The organism is Acinetobacter sp. BEC1-S18-ESBL-01, assembly GCF_014169935.1.
GTDB classification, from domain to species: Bacteria; Pseudomonadota; Gammaproteobacteria; order Pseudomonadales; family Moraxellaceae; genus Acinetobacter; species Acinetobacter pittii.
Genome location: NZ_AP022302.1, coordinates 3,041,830 through 3,063,164 on the forward strand (window position 1 = coordinate 3,041,830; position 21,335 = coordinate 3,063,164).

23 protein-coding genes are annotated in these 21,335 nt (G+C 38.5%); 8 read left to right on the top strand and 15 right to left on the bottom strand.

Annotation, left to right across the window (positions count from 1 at the left end; translation table 11 throughout):
* Positions 1-12 precede the first annotated feature (12 nt).
* Positions 13-780, top strand: a complete 768-nt coding sequence (locus H7R46_RS14500; RefSeq protein ID WP_005070972.1) for a hydroxymethylpyrimidine/phosphomethylpyrimidine kinase — start codon at positions 13-15, stop codon at positions 778-780.
* Positions 781-824: 44 nt separating this feature from the next.
* Here the strand turns inward: H7R46_RS14500 and lysM are convergent, their stop codons facing one another.
* The 6 genes from lysM to H7R46_RS14530 form a co-directional block, all read right to left on the bottom strand.
* Entirely contained in the window at positions 825-1,298 is a 474-nt protein-coding gene (gene lysM / locus H7R46_RS14505; protein ID WP_002120434.1) for a peptidoglycan-binding protein LysM, read from the bottom strand.
* Positions 1,299-1,484: 186 nt separating this feature from the next.
* The gene (acpP, locus tag H7R46_RS14510) at positions 1,485-1,721 is read right to left on the bottom strand and encodes an acyl carrier protein (RefSeq protein ID WP_001279871.1); all 237 of its coding nucleotides are present in this window, start codon (positions 1,719-1,721) and stop codon (positions 1,485-1,487) included.
* Positions 1,722-1,805: 84 nt separating this feature from the next.
* Positions 1,806-2,540 carry a 3-oxoacyl-ACP reductase FabG gene (fabG, locus tag H7R46_RS14515; RefSeq protein ID WP_002120395.1) on the bottom strand — a complete coding sequence of 245 codons (735 nt, stop codon included), beginning with the start codon at positions 2,538-2,540 and terminating at the stop codon, positions 1,806-1,808.
* On the bottom strand, positions 2,537-3,523 hold the full coding sequence (gene fabD, locus H7R46_RS14520; protein ID WP_002120357.1) for an ACP S-malonyltransferase: 987 nt from the start codon (positions 3,521-3,523) through the stop codon (positions 2,537-2,539). Before fabD ends, fabG begins: the two co-directional genes overlap by 4 nt.
* 151 nt (positions 3,524-3,674) lie before the next feature.
* Positions 3,675-3,860 carry a 50S ribosomal protein L32 gene (gene rpmF, locus H7R46_RS14525; protein WP_000290730.1) on the bottom strand — a complete coding sequence of 62 codons (186 nt, stop codon included), beginning with the start codon at positions 3,858-3,860 and terminating at the stop codon, positions 3,675-3,677.
* 74 nt (positions 3,861-3,934) lie between these two features.
* Positions 3,935-4,495: a YceD family protein gene (locus H7R46_RS14530; protein WP_002120393.1), complete on the bottom strand. Its 561-nt coding sequence runs from the start codon at positions 4,493-4,495 to the stop codon at positions 3,935-3,937.
* 96 nt (positions 4,496-4,591) lie between these two features.
* On the opposite strand from H7R46_RS14530, the gene H7R46_RS14535 reads away from it, so the two are divergent.
* From H7R46_RS14535 to rluB, 5 genes are all read left to right on the top strand, one after another.
* A complete protein-coding gene (locus H7R46_RS14535; protein ID WP_005070976.1) occupies positions 4,592-5,254 on the top strand; it encodes an elongation factor P hydroxylase in 663 nt (220 codons plus the stop codon).
* A gap of 90 nt (positions 5,255-5,344) precedes the next feature.
* Positions 5,345-5,962 carry an L-threonylcarbamoyladenylate synthase gene (locus H7R46_RS14540; RefSeq protein WP_005070980.1) on the top strand — a complete coding sequence of 206 codons (618 nt, stop codon included), beginning with the start codon at positions 5,345-5,347 and terminating at the stop codon, positions 5,960-5,962.
* A 224-nt stretch (positions 5,963-6,186) separates the two neighbouring features.
* Positions 6,187-6,978 carry a segregation and condensation protein A gene (locus tag H7R46_RS14545; RefSeq protein ID WP_017387236.1) on the top strand — a complete coding sequence of 264 codons (792 nt, stop codon included), beginning with the start codon at positions 6,187-6,189 and terminating at the stop codon, positions 6,976-6,978.
* Positions 6,975-7,571 carry an SMC-Scp complex subunit ScpB gene (scpB, locus tag H7R46_RS14550; protein ID WP_002120355.1) on the top strand — a complete coding sequence of 199 codons (597 nt, stop codon included), beginning with the start codon at positions 6,975-6,977 and terminating at the stop codon, positions 7,569-7,571. Before H7R46_RS14545 ends, scpB begins: the two co-directional genes overlap by 4 nt.
* A 41-nt stretch (positions 7,572-7,612) precedes the next feature.
* Positions 7,613-8,536: a 23S rRNA pseudouridine(2605) synthase RluB gene (gene rluB / locus H7R46_RS14555; protein WP_002120431.1), complete on the top strand. Its 924-nt coding sequence runs from the start codon at positions 7,613-7,615 to the stop codon at positions 8,534-8,536.
* 63 nt (positions 8,537-8,599) lie between these two features.
* On the opposite strand, the gene bioD is transcribed toward rluB, so the two are convergent.
* From bioD to H7R46_RS14580, 5 genes are all read right to left on the bottom strand, one after another.
* Positions 8,600-9,244, bottom strand: coding sequence for a dethiobiotin synthase (gene bioD / locus H7R46_RS14560; RefSeq protein WP_005070985.1), 645 nt, complete (start codon positions 9,242-9,244; stop codon positions 8,600-8,602).
* Entirely contained in the window at positions 9,245-9,994 is a 750-nt protein-coding gene (gene bioC, locus H7R46_RS14565; protein WP_005070987.1) for a malonyl-ACP O-methyltransferase BioC, read from the bottom strand.
* Positions 9,991-11,148 (bottom strand): 8-amino-7-oxononanoate synthase, encoded by a 1,158-nt coding sequence (locus H7R46_RS14570; protein ID WP_086260951.1) that lies wholly within the window; start codon positions 11,146-11,148, stop codon positions 9,991-9,993. Before H7R46_RS14570 ends, bioC begins: the two co-directional genes overlap by 4 nt.
* A gap of 1 nt (position 11,149) precedes the next feature.
* Positions 11,150-12,430, bottom strand: coding sequence for an adenosylmethionine--8-amino-7-oxononanoate transaminase (gene bioA / locus H7R46_RS14575; protein WP_005070991.1), 1,281 nt, complete (start codon positions 12,428-12,430; stop codon positions 11,150-11,152).
* A gap of 93 nt (positions 12,431-12,523) precedes the next feature.
* On the bottom strand, positions 12,524-13,255 hold the full coding sequence (locus H7R46_RS14580; RefSeq protein WP_005070994.1) for an alpha/beta fold hydrolase: 732 nt from the start codon (positions 13,253-13,255) through the stop codon (positions 12,524-12,526).
* 356 nt (positions 13,256-13,611) lie between these two features.
* On the opposite strand from H7R46_RS14580, the gene otsB reads away from it, so the two are divergent.
* Positions 13,612-14,463 (top strand): trehalose-phosphatase, encoded by an 852-nt coding sequence (gene otsB / locus H7R46_RS14585; RefSeq protein ID WP_005070996.1) that lies wholly within the window; start codon positions 13,612-13,614, stop codon positions 14,461-14,463.
* Positions 14,451-15,884 (top strand): alpha,alpha-trehalose-phosphate synthase (UDP-forming), encoded by a 1,434-nt coding sequence (locus H7R46_RS14590; protein WP_005070999.1) that lies wholly within the window; start codon positions 14,451-14,453, stop codon positions 15,882-15,884. Before otsB ends, H7R46_RS14590 begins: the two co-directional genes overlap by 13 nt.
* Before the next feature lie 69 nt (positions 15,885-15,953).
* On the opposite strand, the gene H7R46_RS14595 is transcribed toward H7R46_RS14590, so the two are convergent.
* The 4 genes from H7R46_RS14595 to H7R46_RS14610 form a co-directional block, all read right to left on the bottom strand.
* Positions 15,954-17,147 (bottom strand): MFS transporter, encoded by a 1,194-nt coding sequence (locus tag H7R46_RS14595; RefSeq protein WP_078225478.1) that lies wholly within the window; start codon positions 17,145-17,147, stop codon positions 15,954-15,956.
* A gap of 289 nt (positions 17,148-17,436) precedes the next feature.
* Positions 17,437-17,901: a heteropolymeric bacterioferritin subunit Ftn gene (gene ftn / locus H7R46_RS14600; RefSeq protein WP_001214863.1), complete on the bottom strand. Its 465-nt coding sequence runs from the start codon at positions 17,899-17,901 to the stop codon at positions 17,437-17,439.
* 252 nt (positions 17,902-18,153) lie between these two features.
* Positions 18,154-20,193, bottom strand: a complete 2,040-nt coding sequence (gene ligA / locus H7R46_RS14605; protein WP_005071003.1) for an NAD-dependent DNA ligase LigA — start codon at positions 20,191-20,193, stop codon at positions 18,154-18,156.
* Between the two features lie 94 nt (positions 20,194-20,287).
* Positions 20,288-21,334, bottom strand: coding sequence for a cell division protein ZipA C-terminal FtsZ-binding domain-containing protein (locus tag H7R46_RS14610; protein WP_005071005.1), 1,047 nt, complete (start codon positions 21,332-21,334; stop codon positions 20,288-20,290).
* Position 21,335 lies beyond the last annotated feature (1 nt).

Consider the following 21,335-nt stretch of genomic DNA (forward strand, 5'->3'; position numbering starts at 1 on the left):
AAGGAAATAACCGTGCGTCCAACCGTACTTTGTTTCTCGGGTTTAGACCCTTCAGGTGGTGCAGGTTTACAAGCCGATATCGAAGCAATTGGACAAAGTGGTGCCCATGCAGCAATTGCATGTACTGCCCTCACCATTCAGAACTCACAACAAGTATTTGGCTTCGAAGCAACCTCAAAAGAACTCTTATTAGCACAAGCAAATGCAGTTGTAGGTGACTTACCCATTAAATGTGTTAAGTCAGGCATGCTTGGCACAACAGATAATATTGCGGTACTAGCTGAATTTTTACGTGCTCATCCTGACTATCAGTATGTACTTGATCCTGTTTTAGTCGCAAATAGTGGCGGCTCTTTAGGTGATCAGGCAACTCTCGTTAAAGCGTTCGTTGAACTTATTCCTCTAGCCACAATTATTACTCCAAATACCGTTGAATTACGTGCTCTAACAGGTATTACTGATTTAGATCAAGCCACTCAAAAGCTTTTTGAAATGGGTGCTAAAGCTGTTCTAGTGAAAGGTGGACATGAAGATACACCAGATCATATTAAAAATAGTTTATATATCGATGGTGAACTAGTAGCGAGTAGTAGCTGTCCTCGCCTTGAAGGTGAATATCACGGCTCAGGTTGTTCTTTAGCTAGCTTTATCGCTGGCCGTTTAGCTTTAGGTGATTCTTTAAAAATTGCAGTACAGCATGCTGAAACATGGTTATTCGGTGTTTTAAAAAATGCAGATACCCCTGTACCAAACGGACAAAAGATTCCAAAGCGTTTTTAAAAGCACAAAAAAGGCGCTTAAAGCGCCTTTTTTATTAACCTCAATTATTGAGGAATACGTAAAACTTGTCCTGGGAAAATCTCATCAGGATCTTTTAACATTGGTTTATTTGCTTCAAAGATTTTCGGGTACTGATTTGCATCACCGTAAACTTCTTTCGCAATTTTTGAAAGGTTGTCACCAGATTTCACTGTATAAAATTTACTTTCTGGTTCAGGAGTTGCCACTGTCATCTGGTCATCTACTTGAGCCACATGATCAATGTTTCCAACAATAAGAATAATTTTCTCTTTATCTGCTTGGCTTTTTACCTGCCCTTTAATAATTGCAGTATCAGTAGTACCGTTATAGGTTACAGATAAGCCTTCTACCCCTAAGCCCAAACTTTTAATTAAACCTAATAATTTATTTGCAACTTCTTGTGCAGAAGGTTCTGCTGGTGTTGCTGGAGCTGGTTGTGGTTCTGCTGGTGCGGTATTTTTCTTGCCAATACCTTTTACAAAATCAAAAAGACCCATCTTTTAGTCCTCATATTATTGTTTATAGTAAAGTCATTAAACTGACCTTTATTGTTATACTTCAAAAAAGTTATACCTCTGCTATCAATTGAGGTTGATCTTGTAAAAATATGTATCTCTTAAATTTTTTCTAAAATAAAAAAAGCCACCTTACGGTGGCCTTCTTTTTATTCAGCAATATGCGAATTAACCAAGTTTTTTAGTTACATAGTCAATTGCAGATTGAACTGTAGTGATTTCGTTAGAATCTTCATCAGGGATAGTGATGTCGAAGTCGTTTTCGAAAGACATAACAAGTTCAACTAAATCTAAAGAGTCAGCACCTAAGTCATCCATAAAAGATGCTTCGTTTTTAATCTCTTCAGCTTTAAGACCAAGTTGTTCTGCAACCGCTTGTTTAACGCGTTGTTCGATATCGCTCACAGGAATTCTCCTCATTGCTTGTGGCGTTTAATTTGCCACTAGTTTAATTGAATATAAAAATTTTTAAAAGTTTATACATCGGCGTTAGGCCATGTATAAACCACCATTTACATGTAATACCGTACCGGTAATGTAACCTGCTTTATCACTTGCAAGGAAACTCACCGCATTTGCGATATCTTGTGGCTCACCTAAGCGATTTAAAGCCACTTGATCACTCATTTTTTTGCGAATGTCTTCACTAAGTGCATCTGTCATTTCTGTTGCAATAAAACCTGGCGCCACACTGTTTACAGTAATTTGGCGGCTACCCATCTCTTTTGCAAGGCTACGGCTGAATGCTTCAATACCTGCTTTAGCAGCAGAATAGTTCGCTTGGCCTGGGTTTGCAAAGTGAGCTACAACAGAACTGATATTAATAATTCGACCAAAACGTGCCTTCGTCATACCCTTAAGCACACGTTTAGATAAACGATAAACTGCTTTAAGGTGAATGTTGAGAATGTCATCCCAATCATCTTCAGACATACGAAGCAACAAATTGTCTTTCGTAATACCTGCATTGTTAACTAGAACAAGTACAGGACCATAGTTCTGTTCAATATGAGAAACGACTGCTTCAATCTCATCGAGATTACGCACGTCGAGCGCCAAACCTGCACCTTGTTCACCAAAGCTATCACTTAACTTTTGTGCACCAGATTCAGAAGTCGCAGTACCTACAACAAAATAACCGTCTTGAATAAGTTGCTGGGCAATGGCAGCGCCAATACCCCGACTCGCGCCCGTTACTAATGCAACTTTGCGTTCTTGTGTCATGCAATTTTTCCTTCTGCCACTAAAACAGCATTTAGGGCATCTTCCATTTTGCTCTTACTATCAATAGAAAAAGCTTTTTCAATATTTGGTAAACGCTTTGCGAGGTTACTCAATACTGTACCTGGACCACACTCAACAATGTATTGAATACCTTGGTCTTGTAGAGACTGCATGGTACGTGTCCATTGTACTGATTGGTACAATTGTGCAGTTAATGCCTGACGCAATTGAGCAACATCGGTAGCTATTCCCGCGTTGACATTTTGTATTACAGGAATGGTAGGTAGCTCAATGGCAGTTTGTTCCAAAGCTTCTGCAAATTTCTCAGCGGCAGGTTTCATCAACGAACAATGAGAAGGAACTGACACTGGTAAAGCAATTGCTTTAGCTGACTGCTCTTTTGCCAAAGCCATGACTTCTTGTACAGAAGCTGTACTTCCTGCAATCACAACTTGACCTTGTGAATTATAGTTTGCAGCTTCTACAGAACCTTCACCTGATGCACTCACGGTTTGACAAAGTTCAACCACTTTTTCATCAGCCAAACCAAGGATTGCAGCCATAGCCCCCTGACCCTGAGGTACAGCACTTTGCATGAGCTTGCCACGCAAGTTAACTAATTTAACTGCATCCGCCAAGCTCATAGAGCCTGCAGCTACCAATGCACTGTATTCACCTAGTGAATGTCCTGCAAGGTATTTAGGTGCCAGACCACCTAAATCAAGCCATACACGCCATAAAGCGATACTGGCAGTTAATAACACAGGTTGGGTATTTTCTGTTTGGTCGAGACCTTCGCCACTTTGTGCAATATGCCAAAGATCAAATCCAAGAGCATCTGAAGCTTCTGCAAAAGTTTGCCCGACCCCACTAAACTGTTCTGCTAGTTCAGCAAGCATACCGACTTTTTGTGAACCTTGACCAGGAAACACAAATGCAGTTTTTGTGGCTAAAGCTACTTGTTCAAGACGTTTAGCAGACATAAGAAATCCTTTTTTGGGTTTTCACTCATTTCTGGAGCGGAAATTTAACATGTTATTTATATATTTATAATTGCGAAAAACAACAAAAAAAGGGAGCTTTCGCTCCCATTTTTTCTATACTTAAGCATCACGCTTAATGCATATCATGCAATTATTCAGCATCAGCTGCTTTAGCGAATAATTGACGACCACGGTAGAAACCGTCTTTAGTCACGTGGTGACGACGATGAGTTTCACCAGTTGCTTGGTCTACTGTTAATGCATTCTCGGTTAAAGCGTCATGTGAACGGCGCATGTCACGGCGAGAGCGACTTTTACGGTTTTGCTGAACGGCCATGATGGCTCCTTACAAAGATCGAAAAAATGGATCAGAACAAATTCAGTTGTCTTATCTCATAATTATAACACAAATTATGAGTTAAGTTTACCCTTCAAACCTGCCAAAACATCAAACGGATTATCCCGTTTTTCTTCGACAACATTCTGAATGGTAGGTTGATGTTTATGTTCACAAGCATCATGCTTGGGAGATAAAGGCATCAACAATAACAGTTCATCTTCTAGTAATGCGAGTAAGTTAATCGAGGCAGGCGTATCATAATCGCCTTTCGTCGAAGACTCACTTTCACCTAAAACGATGAAATCAGCATCCTCATCCAAGCGCTCTATCAGTGACTCATCATCCACTAATGCAATATGGAAGTCTAAGACAAGAGGCATTTCAACAGGTTCCAAACAACGTTGGCACTCCATTGGAACTTTCGTGTCCATGTGACCGTCCATCCACACAATGCGATGATATGCATCCATTGATAGCTTACAGTCTATGTTGATCAATTGATTATCAATTGATCCAACAGCTTCACGAGCGATACGAGCAAAGCGAGACAAGGGCAGTTGACCTGACCATGTAAAGCCTTGTTCAGCCCATTTAAACGGCTCAATCTGTGCCGGAAAGGTATTTGCTGACATAATTAAGGCGGCAATTCTACAAATTCATCGGTACTCTGTCAAAGATTAAGATACAATTTTGCACTTCTTTAGACAGAACTCGGGGTAAATTAAGCAATGCACCTGTTGCAGCCGCAACCTGAAGTTAACACTTCATTACTCGTTTGCACCCATTCAACTCATCAGAACACTCTTGTACCTGACCTAGTGCAACTCTCACCATGGTCAAGCTCAAAATCGGAGTCTGAGCAAGTTGATTGGCTTATTTTACACTTTAATCACTGGTTTTCCCACCATAATGTGACATTAGTTCGTGGTGATTTTGAACCTGAATATTTCCCAGCGACAAATAAAGAACCAGCCAAGATCCAATTTGCTCACGGTTTCTTTAATAGTGCTTTGCATGAAATTAGTCACTGGTCTATTGCAGGTGAAAAAAGACGTCTATTACCAGATTTAGGTTATTGGTATGCACCTGATGGTCGAACCCAAGAACAGCAAAGTTTATTTGAACAAGTAGAAATTAAGCCACAAGCAATTGAATGGTTATTTGCACAATCTTTTGGCCGAAAATTTAGAGTTTCACTTGATAACCTTACGGGTGATGGCGGAGATGGCAAACTATTTAAAGATAACGTTTATGCTCAAGTGCAACGTTACTTTTCAGGTGAAGCTAAGTTGCCACGTGATGCAGCAGCATTTATTGGTTTTATTTGCCAATGTACACGCTCGGGTACACCTTTACAATTAAATGAATTTAAACGTGAACTCCTTGATTAATTGACAAAAAAGCTACGTTAATTGCTTGCCTAGGCCATTTAAAAAGCCTAATAATTATTTTTAACACTGGCGTGATGGAGTCTCTAAAATATGATGCATTTACATGTACATCCTGAAAATCCACAGCAACGCCTCATTGCCCAAGCGGTTGAACGTATCCGAGCAGGAGATATTGTGGTCTACCCTACCGATGCTGCCTATGCAATTGGGTGTCAAATCGGTAATAAAAGTGCCATGGAACGTATTGCACAGATTCGTGGCTTAGGACCTAAACATCAATATGCCATTATGTGCTGTGACTTATCTGATATTGCAACTTATGCAAAAGTTGATAATGCGACATATCGTTTATTGAAAGCGAATACACCGGCTATTACTACGTTCATTTTACCTGCAACAAGTGAAGTTCCTCGTAGATTGATGCATCCTAAAAAGAAAACGATTGGTTTACGTATTCCAAGTAATCCAATTTGTCAGGCTTTATTAAAAGAACTTGGCGAACCTCTACTCACCAGTACATTAATTTTACCAGGACAAGAATACCCTCTAGATGACCCTTACGATATTGAAAATCAGTTAGATAAACGAATTGATGTATTTATTGACGGAGGTTTTGGTACCTTGACCAGTACAAGTATCGTTGATTTATCGGGCGAACATCCTGAAATTATCCGCCGTGGTGTTGGCGATGTAAGTGCTTTTGAATAAGCACTTACATTTTTTACCAATAGTTTAAAAAAAAGTATTATCACTCAAAAAAATACTCTTTATTTATTTTGGATTTTTTTTACACTTTAGTCGTTAAGTAATTTATTAAAAGACACAATTCATTTAGAATGATTTTCACTATCTGCTGTTCTTCTACTTACAGCTGTCTAGGACTTGAATAACAAGTCTCATGCTTTTGAAAATTCGCGTGGCTTATAATCGTAATGAATCAATCACTTCATCAATCCATGGAAGACGCTCCACACATCCGTGTTTTAGATGAGTGGCATGACAAAATTCCAGAAGATCTCTATATACCTCCAGCTGCATTTGAGATTTTGCTCGAGCGGTTTGAAGGTCCATTAGATTTTTTAATTTATCTGATTCAGAAAAACGGTTTCGATTTAATTCAACTCGATATTGCTCCTATAGCGACTCAATATTTGGCCTATATGGATAGCATGAAATCTTTAAATATCGAGTTGACAGCAGATTATATGGTGATGGCTGCTTTATTGGCTGACTTGAAGTCTCGCCTACTTCTACCAAAACCTACAATTATAAGTATTGAAAAAGATCCTAAGCAGGAGCTTATTGATCGTCTTGAAACCTATCTACGCATTAAGCAAGCAGCTGAGCGTTTAGGTCAAATGCCAATTCTTGAGCGCGATACATTTAGTGCCAATGTAAGCTTGGGACATATCTCTCCTGTTTATGAAGGTTACGATATCTCAGCGCTACATGATGCGTTGTTCTGTGTATTTAATCGCCCCGAACCTATTACCCATGTTGTCGCTCAAGAACCTGTTTTACTCGAAGAACGTATTGCATATATTGAAGAGAAATTAGAGTCTGGTGACGTGTTAAGTTTTAAAGAATTACTCAATCCCCAGCAAGGTCGTATGGGAATGGTTGTTACATTTATGGCAGTTTTAGAATTGACTCGCCAACAGAAAATTAAAATTATTGCCACTGGTATTGAAGCCCCGTTAGCAATTCAAGGATCTTCAATATGAGTAGTTTTGAACAAAATAATAGTGATTTGTCATTAGCTGACATACATCATGAAGTCTTATTACAACTTGAAGCAATTATCTTTGCCAGTGAAGCGCCTGTTTCAATTGCCCGCTTAAAAGAAGCATTTAACAATCAATATAATAAACAACAGCTTCGTCAGCTCTTGCAACAGCTCGCGCTATTGCAACATGGTCGGTCTATTGAGCTGATTGAAACAGCACAAGGGTTTCGCTTTCAGGTAAGATCTAAATATCGTAGTATTATTGCGCAAATTTGGCCAGAGCGACCAACAAAACTGTCGCCTTCATTACTAGAAACCCTGGCTGTCATTGCTTATCATCAACCGGTTACCCGAGCTGATATTGAACAAATTCGTGGTGTATCTAATAATAGTCAGATTCTTAGAACACTATTTGACTGGAACTGGATTAAAGAAGCCGGTTTTAGAGATTTACCCGGAAGACCTGCGTTGCTAATTACAACGCCTCAGTTTCTGAATGCTTTTGGTCTAGCCTCTCTAGGCCAATTGCCTCCCCTACAGAACGCCAAGGAAGCCTTTATGGCTCTCGATGCAAATGCACCGAAATCATAAAGAGGTGGACTGTTGATCATTATGTCTAAGGTTGTGCTGTCATGAGTGAAAAATTGCAAAAAGTATTAGCGCGAATCGGATTAGGTTCCCGCCGATATATGGAAGAGGTTATTGCCGCAGGACGCGTGAGTGTAAACGGTCGTGTTGCCCAAGTGGGTGAGCGCATTGAACCAGGCGATGAATTACGCATTGATGGCCGTAAAGTTCAGTTTCAGATTGAAGACGAAATTCGTCGTCGTGTACTGATTTATTATAAGCCTGAGGGTGAAATCTGTTCACGTAATGACCCTGAAAAACGCCCAACCGTATTTGATCATTTACCACAAATTGCCAATGACCGCTGGGTAATGGTAGGTCGTCTGGATATTAACAGTACTGGTTTATTACTATTCACAAATGATGGTGAACTTGCTAACCGCTTAATGCACCCATCTAATGAAATCGAACGTGAATACGCTGTTCGAGTAATGGGTGAAGTAACGCCAAAACTACGCCAAAACATGGTCAACGGAGTAGAGCTCGAAGATGGCCCTGCCAAATTCGAATCATTCTCTGAAATTGGTGGTGAAGGTATTAACCGCTGGTACCAAGTTGTAGTAAAAGAAGGTCGTAACCGCGAAGTACGTCGTATTTTTGAATCGCAAGATCTTAAAGTAAGCCGTTTATTACGTACACGCTACGGCACAGTTATTTTACCGCGCGAATTACGTACTGGTCGTTGGATGGAACTCGACAAAACTGACATCGACAACTTAGCCAAATCGGTTGAGTTAAAACCACGTCAAGGTACAGGTTTATTTGGTATGGCAAAACGCCGTACTGATCGTATGACTGAAAAACCAATGGCTGCGCGTCGTGGCGGATACTTACGTCAACAACGTCGTGATGATGAAAAAGAAGCTCCTGTTAATACAGGGAACCAACGTAAATCGACTGGTTTTAACCGCGGTTCGAAGAAATTCTAAGATATTAAAAAGATGTAAAAAAAACCGCTCAAATTTGAGCGGTTTTTTTATAGCATGTTTAACTTAATTCATTTTCGCCAATTCGATCCATTTAGCTTCAGGAAAATGAATAGCTAAATAATCTTTCAAAAAATTTGAAGTATCTTGAGAAATTAATGGATCTTTTGATTCATCTTTTAGGTTATAAACCAAGGCATGCAACTTCAACCCACGAGACTTAAGTGCTTCAAGACTAAGTAAAGTATGGTTAATACTTCCTAAACGGCCCGATGTTACTAAAATAACAGGAAACTGATGCTGAGCGACATAATCAATGGTCAGCAGACTAGTGGTTAATGGCACCATTAAGCCTCCCGCACCTTCCAGCAATACGATTTCAAAACGCTCTGCCAAAGTTTGGGTCGCATTTTCAATTTTTTGAAAATCAATTTCTCGGTTATCAAGACGAGTTGCTAAATGAGGTGAAGCAGGATAACTGAAGATTTCAGGCATGGTTAGCTTGTCATGATCTTCTTGAAACCAGCCCTGCCCCATAATTTCACGATGCTTTTCAATATCCTCAGAAATATCAGCGTTACCTGTTTGAATGAGTTTTTGGGTAATCACTTTTTTACCCTGCTCAGTCCATAATTTTGCTAAGAAACCTGTCGCGTAGGTTTTACCAATTTCGGTATCAATCCCGCTCACAAAATAGATCTGACCACTCATTTACTTCATTCTCCGGGCAATACAATAAATCGGATGATACGTTAGGGAATATCCTTCGGCACACTTAAACTGCTCATAATCTTGATAAAACTGTTGTAAAGTTTGCTTAGTCCAACGATGCTGAGCAGTTGCTGTTACACCTGTTGCTTTTAAATGCTGTAACACATCTTTAGGTGAATCGAAATAGAGTTGCGTTTCTGATTCTGACAAATATAAAATCTCAAAACCAGCCTGAGTTAAGGCACTACTCCAATTTTCAACTGACCAATAATTTAAACCTTGACCTGTTAATTCTTTAATCTCTAATAAGTTTCTAGATCCAAAGGTTGAAAAGCACAACCAACCTCGCTCAGTTAAAGCCTCATTACAACGTTCGAGCAAGTGCGGTAAATCTTGCATCCACTGTAAAGCTGAACCTGAAACAATCATATCGAGCTGCAGGGGAAAATCTAAAGTTTCAACATCCCCAATCAACCATTTTAAATTTTCTTGATGACTAAAGTGCTGCTGCACATCTGCATATAGATCATTCAAAATTAACTCTTCAAACTGAAAAAATGTAGCAAGAAGACGAGTTAAATTGCCAGAACCACAACCAATTTCAAAGACACGCGACATCGTACGCGGGCAGAACTGCTGAACTAAACCTATTAAATTTTGGCAAATTTGTTTTTGAACAATTGCATGTTCTGAATAGCTTTGCCCTGCTTTGGCAAAACGCTGGGCAACCAAGTTTTTATTCAAACTCACAGAAAACTCACCAATTCTTCAAGTTCATGTTGCTGCACCATTGACGTTAAAGAAATACGCAAACGCGAACTGTTTTTAGGTACTGTTGGTGGACGTACAGGCATAGCATAGAAACCACTTTCCTGAACGTATTTCGCTTTATCGATCGCAGCCTGACTTTCTCCAACAATGACTGGAATAATATGACTGGTCGATGGGCTTACATAACCCTTTTGCACAACAGCTTGTTGAAGATATTGGCTAATACTTTTTAAATGTTCACGCTGAGATTGAGCGATTAATACTTTTTGAAAAACAAAGTTTGCCCATGCCATAACAATCGGAGGCTGTGCAGTACTAAAAATAAGTGGGCGCATTTTATTAATGAGATAATCTTTAATAATTGGATCACAAATAATGTAACCACCGACTGCTGCTAATGCTTTGCCTAATGTACCGACCAGAAAATCAATTTCCTGAATCACATTATATTGTTCAGCACATCCTAAGCCTTGCTGACCACGAACACCAATTGAGTGTGCTTCATCGACATATAACATGGTTTTAGCAAAACGTTTTTTAAGCTGGACTAATGCAGCTAAATCCGTCTCATCGCCGTCCATACTAAAAATACTTTCTGTGACCACAATGATTCGTTCAATCTTGTCATCATCATGATATTTTTGGAGGAGTTGTTCCAAGTGCTGTAAATCATTATGTCGATAACGCACATACTGCGCACCAGATAAACGTATACCGTCAATCATGCTCGCATGGACTAACTTATCTGCCAAAATTAAAGTTTTACTATCAGCAACAGCAGGCAAAATGCCAATATTCATGTGATAGCCACTATTAAATAGTAGAGCCGAACGACCACCAAATGCATTACTTAGGCTATTTTCCAACTGTTCATATTCATCAAAGTTACCTGTCAATAAACGGGCCGATGAAGAACTAAAATAGCTCCGCTCTAACGGTAAGCTATCTAAAAACTCTTGACGAAGATTGAGATCAGCCGCAAGTCCAAGATAATCATTTGAAGCTAAGTTGAGCATTGTTTTATTTTGAATTGTAATAAAACGCCCCTGCTGCACATTTTGGGTAAATTGTCTAAAATTACCTTGTTGTTTTAACTCATCTAACTCGTTAGCAAAATGATCAAGCAATGACATCTTAATTCGCTCCCTGCATCGTTTGAACAACTTCAACCAATTGTTCGAGCAAATCGTTTAACTCTTGTTGAGTAATGACATATGGTGGCATCACATAAACCAATTTCCCAAAAGGACGGATCCAGATTCCTCGGTCTACAAATTGTTGCTGTAAAGTTTTCATATCAACATTAAAGGTGAGTTCTACTACACCAATTGCACCCAGCACTCGTACATCAGCAACATAATCAAGCTGACTTAAAGGCGTTAAATATTGGCTAAGCTGTTGCTCAATTCGCTTAATATTAGCTTGCCAATCTTGCTCAATTAATAATTGCGTACTTTTTAAAGCAACTGCGCAAGCAAGTGGATTGGCCATAAAAGTTGGGCCGTGCATAAATACCCCAGCCTCACCGCGACTAATGGTTTCTGCAACATGCTTTGTCGTTAAGGTAGCAGATAACGTCATATAGCCGCCTGTTAGCCCTTTACCTATGCACATAATGTCTGGCTCAACTTGTGCATGTTCCCAAGCAAAAAGCTTACCCGTGCGGCCAAAACCAGTCGCAATTTCATCAAAAATTAATAACAGATTATATTGTTCACAAAGTGCTTTCGCCTGACGTAAATATTCAGGATGATAAAAACGCATCCCCCCTGCACCTTGTACAATCGGTTCAATAATCAGTGCAGCAAGGTTTTCATGATTTTGCTGAATAGCTTGTTCTAGCTCGGCAATATCTTCTTGGTTCCACTCTTCATGAAATTTGGTTTGCGGTGCTGCTACAAAAAGACGGTTCGGTAAACTTGTACCAAAAATCTGATGCATGCCTGTCACTGGATCACAAACAGACATCGCATTCCATGTATCACCGTGATAACCAGAACGTGTAGTAATAAAATTTGTTTTTTGTGGTTGGCCTTGTGCTGTCCAGAATTGCACAGCCATTTTCAAAGCAACTTCAACGGCAACCGAACCTGAATCTGCATAGAAAATTTTATCGAGACTTGGCGGTGTAATTTTTAAAAGAATTTTTCCAAGTTCAATTGCAGGATCATGAGTTAAACCACCAAACATGATATGCGACATGTTCTGTAATTGATCTGTCACTGCCTGATTGAGTTCAGGGTGGTTATAGCCGTGAATTACACACCACCATGACGACATACCATCAATTAAAGTCTTACCATCATCTAGTTCAATCGTTGCCCCATAGGCACGTTTAACTTTAAACGTTGGTAAAGGTTGGGTCATTGAGGTATATGGATGCCAAATATGTTCCAAATCAAAATTATCGGTCATCCTCTATACCCTTTTACAGCAATTAAATCTTTCATTTAGCACATGTTAAACCTGTTAAGAATGAAAGAAAATTGCGAGATCAACCAAAGCTTATTAACTTTGCTGATGAATTGTTAAAAATTGGCAGATTTCTTCAATTGTTCGGTCCACTTCTAGGTATGGAAAAGCATGAGTAGCGCCTTCTAATACTTTATAAGTCATGTTTTCTGTCACGATATCCTTGAAATTTTCAATAATTTTGCAAGGAATGACATTATCTTGCTCGGCAAACACATGAAGCTGCGGACCTAGATAGTTTTTTAAGTTATTTACCAAATTTAGTTGCTCAAGCATTTGCAAACCTTCTGATAGCAATTCACTTGAAGGCGGATTTGCTATGTTTTGTATGCTTACCCAATCTTGTTTGGCCTGAGATGAACCGAGTGTAATTAAGTAATAAAAACGCTTTAAAGTGGCTTGTGGGTTTTGAAAAAAAGAAGCTTTAAATTTACTAAACACATCAGCAGGCATAGCAGTTTGCCAATCAGTGTGCGCAACGAAACAAGGATTTGAAGCGAGCGTAATTAAAGTTTTTGTTTGCTCTGTTTGTTCATAAAAAGTATTAACCAGTTGAGTTGCTAACTGTCCACCTAAAGACCAACCTATTACAACATCAACCTCAGACACTAAATCCACCTGTTCTTGAAAGTTACTGTCTAAAACATTAAAAATATTAATAAGTTGAGTTTCAAAACCCTTTTTTTCCAAATGCAATTTTAGAGATTGCAAAGGTTCCACGCCTACTCCCCAGCCCGTAATTAATAAAATTTTATTTTGTAACTTCATATGCTTGTCCAAAGCCAACTTTATAAGGATTATATAATACTATCGGTTTAAAATATCTTTTAAAATCAATATAAAAAGTAAACTCTAGAGCATAAAATTAAGCATTTATAATAAGATAATATTCTGAAATATATTGATAAATAAGACCAGCATTATTCATAGTAAACATACAAAAAATTAATTATCTAAACATTGAAGCCAATCAAAAAACAACATACTCCACACTTCGCCTATAAATCCATTATGCAATGTAATTAATGTTAATACTTATGTTTTTTTATTAAAAGAAATGACTCATCAATTCATTTTAATGCTAGAAGATTAATTATTGATCAAAAAGTATTAGGAAGGCTAATATGAACAGTCAAAGCACAATATCTGATAGGAGAGAAAAAAATACATCTTTTGTTACACCCAACGATATTATAAATAACTTATCTTTAGATAAAAATTACTGCTTATTTTTGGATATTGATGGCACATTAGCACCCTTTCAAATTAATCCTGAGCATAGTTTTATTCCACAAACTACATTAGATGTTATAAAAAAAATTACTAAATTAAATATACCTGTTATTGCTGTAACAGGTCGTGATGTAGATACAGCAAGCAAACTACTACATTCTATTGAAGTTCCAATTGCTGCTTTACATGGTTTAGATATTTATTTTGATTCAGGAAATTATATTCGACCAGATTTAAGCAGTATTAATTTCAAAAAATTAAAACAAGATATTATCAAAAATTGTGATAAATATCCCGAATTATTAATTGAGGATAAAGGATATTCTATTGCCTTACATTATCGTAAAAATCCTAATTTAGAAAATAATGCTATTAATATTATGCAGCAAATTAATCTCAATTATCCCCACTTAAAAATAAATAGAGGAAAATTTGTTGTTGAATTAATTCCAAACCAAGCTGATAAAGGTAAAGCAATTGAAACCATATTAAATCATCTTAATTTATCTACTGTATTACCCATTTTTATAGGTGATGATTTAACAGATGAATCTGGTTTCACTTACATTAATCAGCAATCTGGCCTTAGTATTAAAGTAGGTCCGGGCGAAACACAAGCTAAATATAGATTAAAAGATATTAATAGTGTCGCGGATTTTCTTCTTTTATTTCAAAACAGAATAAAAAGCTTATATGTCAAAAATAGCCAAAATCAGAACGGAGAAAAATTATGTCTAAATTAATCGTATTATCGAACAGAATAAGTATGCCATCAGGTAAAGCTTCAGCAGGTGGTCTTGCTGTAGCTGTACAAGATGCACTAAATGATAGTAACGGCATCTGGTTAGGCTGGAATGGGCAGCAAATTACCGATAGCGAAGCGCCAGAGTTTGAGCAGGCTTATTCTCAAGGAATTGACTACATTACCTGTCCCCTCACTCATCAGCAATATGCCCAATATTATTGTGGTTTTGCTAACAAAGTTTTGTGGCCAGCAATGCATCATAGAGATGATCTAATTGAATATGATGCAGAAGAATATAAGACCTATCAAAAGGTCAACCGTTTGTTTGCTGAAAAGTTAAAACAGCTTGCTCAACCTGAAGATCTTATTTGGATACACGATTATCACTTTTTTAGTGTAGCGCGTTACTGCCGTGAATTAGGCATGCAAAATAAAATTGGTTTCTTTTTACATATACCATTTGCTAGCCTCAATATCTGGCGCAAAATTCCAGTGGGCCGAGAATTAATTCAAGACTTGAGTCAATATGATGTTATTGGTTTACAAACCCAAATCGATCAAAATGCATGTATGCAGACTTGTCTAAATTTACTCGAAGCTCAGAAAATACAAAGTAACAGTATTAGCTACAAGAAACGTCAAATATTAATTAAGTCATACCCAATTGGTGTTCAGCCCGAAATTATACAAAAGCAAGCCCAACAAGATTTGGCGATCTCTTCTGTGTTTAATTTTGAGGAAATACCACGTCAAAAAACAATTATCGGGGTTGATCGTATTGATTATTCGAAAGGCTTGCTCGAAAGATTTAATGCATTTGCAACCTTTTTGGAAACCAGCCCTGAATATCATGGCTTAGTTCGACATCTTCAAGTGGCGATCCCTTCTCGTACCGATATTCCAGCTTATCAACGCTTATATCAACGTTTTAAAACCAAGCTGGAGTTAATTAACGAAGAGTTTGCGCATGAAGACTGGAGACCTGTAGATTGCTGCTATGACACGGTACAACACCATAATCTCATGCACATTTATCGTCATTCAGATATTTGTTGGATTAGTTCACTACGTGATGGGATGAATCTAGTGGCTAAAGAATATATTGCGGCACAAGACCCAGAAAATCCAGGTGTGCTCATTTTATCTAAATATGCTGGTGCTGCTGAGCAAATGTCTCAAGCCTTGATTGTTGACCCGCAAGATAGAGCGGCAATGATGGATGCTTTAAAAATGGCTTTAGAAATGTCTAAAGCTGAGCGTATTAATCGTTATCAACAATTGATAGAGGGATTAACATCATCTGATCTTACCCAGTGGCGAAATAATTTCTTGGATGATTTAGAAAAGACACCAACTTTACTAATGAAGCCTCAGCGATTATTACAAGATAATTATCAATCTATTTATCAGGTTTTATAAATCTAAATAAAAGAACATCGAGAAATTTAATTTCTCGATGTTCGCTATTTGGTGATTATTATTTATAAATTAATTTGTCTTTACTAATGTAAAGCGGTTAAGTAAAGCAATAATAAATAGTAATACAGCGACGCCTGTTAAAACCGTACTTAAACCAGTCCATTCCCCAATTAAACCGATTAAAGCTGGTCCACTTAATGAACCTGTATAGGCAATTGTTGATACTAAAGAAAGTGCTGCTGCTTTAGGCATATTGTTTTGTCGACCAACACGAGAAAACATCACTGGTACAATATTAGAACAACCTAATCCTAATAGTGCATAACCTAATACAACCACTTGCCACACTGGTGCCGTTACAATAACAGCCATACCAATAGCGGCTCCAATTGCACTATAAGTCACAATATTTTTTTCACCCCATTGCTTAAGCAAGATATGACCTGCAAAACGACCAGTCGTCATGCTAAGCGCAAAGAAAGTGTAAGCTAAACCAGCAAAAGCAGGATTAAGCTGATATTTACTTGTTAAATAAATACCACCCCAGTCCATTGCTGCACCTTCTGATAAAAAGGCGATAAAACACATCATACCAATAAGCAGAATAATGCCATCAGGACGATAAAGTTTTTTGGGCGCTTGAGTGGTATCTTCATGTGGCTTTTCGTCCTGTTCAAAAGACGTTAAACAAGATGGAATCGCAACACCACCAATAACAAGCAAAATCATAACGACTGATAAAGTACTCATTAAGGGTGAAAGACCTACTGCCAATAATGCTGTCACAAGCATAGCGCCTGTTAAGCCACCAAGACTGCACATTCCATGGAAGCTAGACATAAGAGCTCTCACACTATGTTTTTCAACAACTACTGCTTGTAAATTGATAGCTACTCCAAGACATCCTGCTGCCGATCCAAAAATAAACAATGCTACAGCCATCGTCACAATGCTGCTCCACATCGTAAGGCTAGGCAATAAAACCATTAACAGCATCAATGCCAAAGCAATTAACGGACGACATCCCCAGCGCTTTACTAAAGCACCAGTCGCAGGCATAGCAATCATTGAACCAATACCCATACACAGCAAAAGTAAACCAAAATCGGCATGATTTAGGTTTAAACGCTGCTGTGCAAAAGGAATAAGAGGTGCCCAAGCTGCAGTCGCAAAACCTAAGCTAAAAAAGCTTAGTCGTGTTGCAAGACGCTGTGTGCTTAGGAGAGTAGCTGTATCTAAAACAGCAGGTTTGGTAAATAACATATTTCGCGAACTCACCATAAAATCATTGGCGATCCATACCAACTGATTTTCCATAGAAAAACCCTTGCCTCATTAAATTTCTAGGCAAGGGTTTTGTTGGCGAAATTATAAACAATTCCATAAAAAAAACAGGGGGTGTGATACAATTTTTCTGACTTTTTTGTAACTGCCAAAGCCTTATATAGTAAGGCTTTGAATATGTTCAATTTGATAAAATCAACATCTAAGTCAAGACTTCATTTTATTAAAATGAGCCAATAAAAAAACCCAGCCTTAGCTGGGTTTTTTATTAAATTTGAGATTGAATATAGTTTTGCAAGCCAATCAACTCAATTAAACGTAATTGCTTTTCTAACCAGTATGTATGGTCTTCTTCAGTATCTGATAATTGTTGACGCAACATATCACGGCTAATGTAATCGCCCTTCTCTTCGCAAAGTTTGATACCTGTCGCCAACTTTTCACGAACATGATATTCAAGCGCCAAATCAGCTTTTAAACAAGATACAACGTCTGTACCAACATTGATATCTTCACGGTGCATATTTGGTTTAGCACCTAAAAACAATACACGGCGAATGATCGCATCAGCATGAGAAGCTTCTTCTTGCATCTCATGATCAATACGTTCATAAATTTTATTTAAACCCCAATCTTCATACATACGAGAATGGATTAGATATTGATCACGGGCAGCCAATTCTCCGCCAATGAGCATATTTAAATAGTCTATGACTTCTGGATTGCCACGCATAATAAATCTCCTATCGTATGAGAACTATTATGGGCAATCTTAAAAGTGATTGCAAAACAAAAAATGGTTAAGTTTATGATTTTTATCAAATTAAAATGAGAAACATACGCATTTGCAGTTTAAGTTATTTAAATTTCCTCTGCAAAAAGAAACGCTTGTCCAATTTATAAGTCCAGACAAGCGTTAAAATATGGCTCAAACCATCAATTTATAAATTTGTAACTAAAATCAATGGTTCTTATTTCGGTAGATCTATTCGCTTAAAGTCTGCCCGTAGCTTGCCATAAGTGATAAGAAATCAGTCTCATTCATAACAGCAATACCTAGTTTTGCTGCTTTTTCTAATTTCGAACCAGCCTTCTCGCCCGCAACAACACATTTGGTTTTACTCGATACACTACCGCTTACACGCGCACCTAATGCTTGTAGCATTTGTGTTGCCTGATCACGGGTCATTTGCTCTAATGTGCCCGTTAACACCCAGCTTTCGCCATTTAATGGCTGTCGTGTTGGTGCAGTCGGTGCATCCCAATGAATTCCTGCTGCAATTAAGCGATCAAGCACTTCAATGTTGTGCGGTGCCAAGAAAAAGTCAGCAATCCACTCGGCAGTAATATCACCAACATCTGGTGTTTTCTTTAAAGCTTCAACATCAGCAGCTTTAAGCGCCTCCAAAGTTTGGAAAGTATTGGCTAACATCCTAGCTGTTGTTTCACCTACCCCACGAATTCCCAGAGCATAAATAAAACGCGCAAGCGTTGTCTTTTTACTGGCTTCAATGGCATCAATCAGATTTTGTACCGATTTCTCGCCCATTTTTTCAATCCCGAGTAAAGTTTCTCGGTGTTCGTGCAAATGATAAATATCGGCAACATCTTTGAGCAAATCGAGGTGTAATAAAGACTCTACCCAACGATCGCCTAGACCTTCAATATCTAGAGCTTTACGTGATACGAAGTGACGAATCGCTTCAATACGCTGTGCAGCACAATACAGTCCACCAGAACAACGTGCTAAAGCTTCCCCTTCTGGCATTACCACTGGTGAGGCACAAACAGGACAGTTTTCAGGTAAATGTACAACTTCAGCATCAACAGGACGGAACTCTGGCCAAACTTTTTCTACTTTAGGAATAACATCGCCTGTACGATAAACACTCACCGTGTCACCAACACGTACATCTAGGCGATGGATCTCACCAATGTTGTGTAAAGTTACATTGGAAACTGTAACTCCTCCCACAAATACAGGGTTTAAACGCGCTACAGGAGTCAAAGTACCTGTACGCCCTACTTGCCAGTCAATCTGATCAACTGTAGTTAATGCAGCTTGTGCAGGGAATTTATAAGCAGTTGCCCAACGTGGTTCACGACTTAAAAAACCAAGTTGTTGTTGTTGCTTTAAGTCATCAACCTTTACAACCATCCCATCAATTTCAACTTGTAGATCTGAACGTTCTTGCTGAATTTGCTCATAACGTTGCTGTACTTCTTGAATTGAATTACACAGATATTGACGTTCAGCAATTTCAAATCCAAGTTTTGTGAGCCATTGCAGACTGTCATGCATGGTAGTTAAGCCATGATTAGGTTCACATTGAGCGATGCCGTAAGCATAAAATGCTAAAGGTCGAGCCGCAGCAATATTAGGATCGAGCTGTCTTAAACTACCAGCTGCGGCATTACGCGGGTTGGCAAATGTTTTATCGCCTTTGGCTTCCTGTTCAGCATTGAGTTTTTCAAAACCAGACTTTGGCATAAGTACTTCACCACGAACTTCCAGCAAACGTGGAATTTCAAAGTGATCTGAATGTAACACTTTAGGCAAATTACGAATCGTTTTAACGTTCTGCGTAATGTCCTCCCCAGTTTCTCCGTCACCACGTGTAACGCCACGTATTAACACACCATTTTCATACCAAAGAGAAATCGCAAGACCATCAAGTTTTAGTTCGACTTCGTATTGTACTTTTTGATTAGGCAAACGCTCTTCAACACGACGTGCAAATGCGAATAAATCTTCTTGATTAAAAACGTTCCCCAAAGAAAGCATCGGAACTACATGAGTCACACTTTGAAATTTAGAGAGTGCTTGTCCACCTACTTTTGTAGTTGGTGAATCTGATTGAACAAGATCAGGATATTGCTCTTCTAAAGCTTTTAACTGGTGAAATAAATGATCATATTCACTGTCCGAGATTGTTGGCTGATCCATGACATAGTAGGCATGGTTATGCTTTGCAATCAGTTGAATAAGCTGACGCATCTGTTCGATCACGGAAGTTGTTGCCATTATGTTATTCACCATAAAAAAGGGTGGAAATTTCTCCACCCTGAGCTGCGACTAGATATGTTGCAATTATCGCAACGAACGTAAAAAATTAAAACTAGGCGGTCGCCTGTGCCGGACGATAATCAATCACATGATGACGCCAGTGCTCTTTTAACTGTGGCGTAAATTCAAGATTATTCTCATCGTAAACTTTGCCATCAATTTCGCGAGCAATTAAACCTGCAATACTCGCCATCATGTCAAAACCAGTCACGGCTTTACTATTTGGAAGCGCAAGGAAAAATGCTAACCCTTGAACTTGTTCAGTAGATAGAGTTTCAAGATCAAAACCAGCTGGTCCATTGTCTGTCATACGCAATACAGAGAACATGAGTACACTCGGCTCATCGGTATTTTCATAACGATGGAAGCACGACATTTCGCCGTAGCGTAAACCATATTTCAACAGCACTTTAAGCGCTTTATCGCCAGACAATGCACGACGAGGGTTTGGATAAACATTTAGCGCAATAATCTGTTCAGCCATCGCTAATGCACTTTCATCATCATAACGTTGCTGTTCATGTAAATGCACATCCAGAATATTACTCTCGCCTTCAAACTCAGCAATTTCGGCGGTTTCAATATTCGGGTTTAAACTCAACTCAGGCTCAGTTTTTTCGCTTTCAGCTTCCAGATTTTCTTTTGCTAAAGCTTCAGCTTCCGGTTTAACAGAAACTGTATCAACCAACTCAACTGAACCATCTTTATGAATGGTAGAGCTTGGTACTGTTTGTTCAGATTTAATTTCTTCTACATAAGCATTTTCAACAACTGCTTGAGTTTGTTCAGTTTGAATTGCTTTAGCGGGTTCTACGGTCTCAATTTCTGACTGTTTTGTTTCAGGTACTTGTGACGGCGCAGCTTCGCTTAAAGTCGGTTCTACTCGCTCTGCACTAGTCACCGCTACAGATTCAGCTTCAGTTTTCTCAAGCTGATCTCTCACGTGCCTAGGTATAACCGGTTGATTACTATCAGGATTAATATGCAAATCACTGTCTAATGAGGGTTCAGCATGGTTTGGCTTTTTTAAAATCATTTTTAAGCCAATTAGCATAATTATAATGGCAACAACGATGCCAATAATCGTATTGATTTCCATT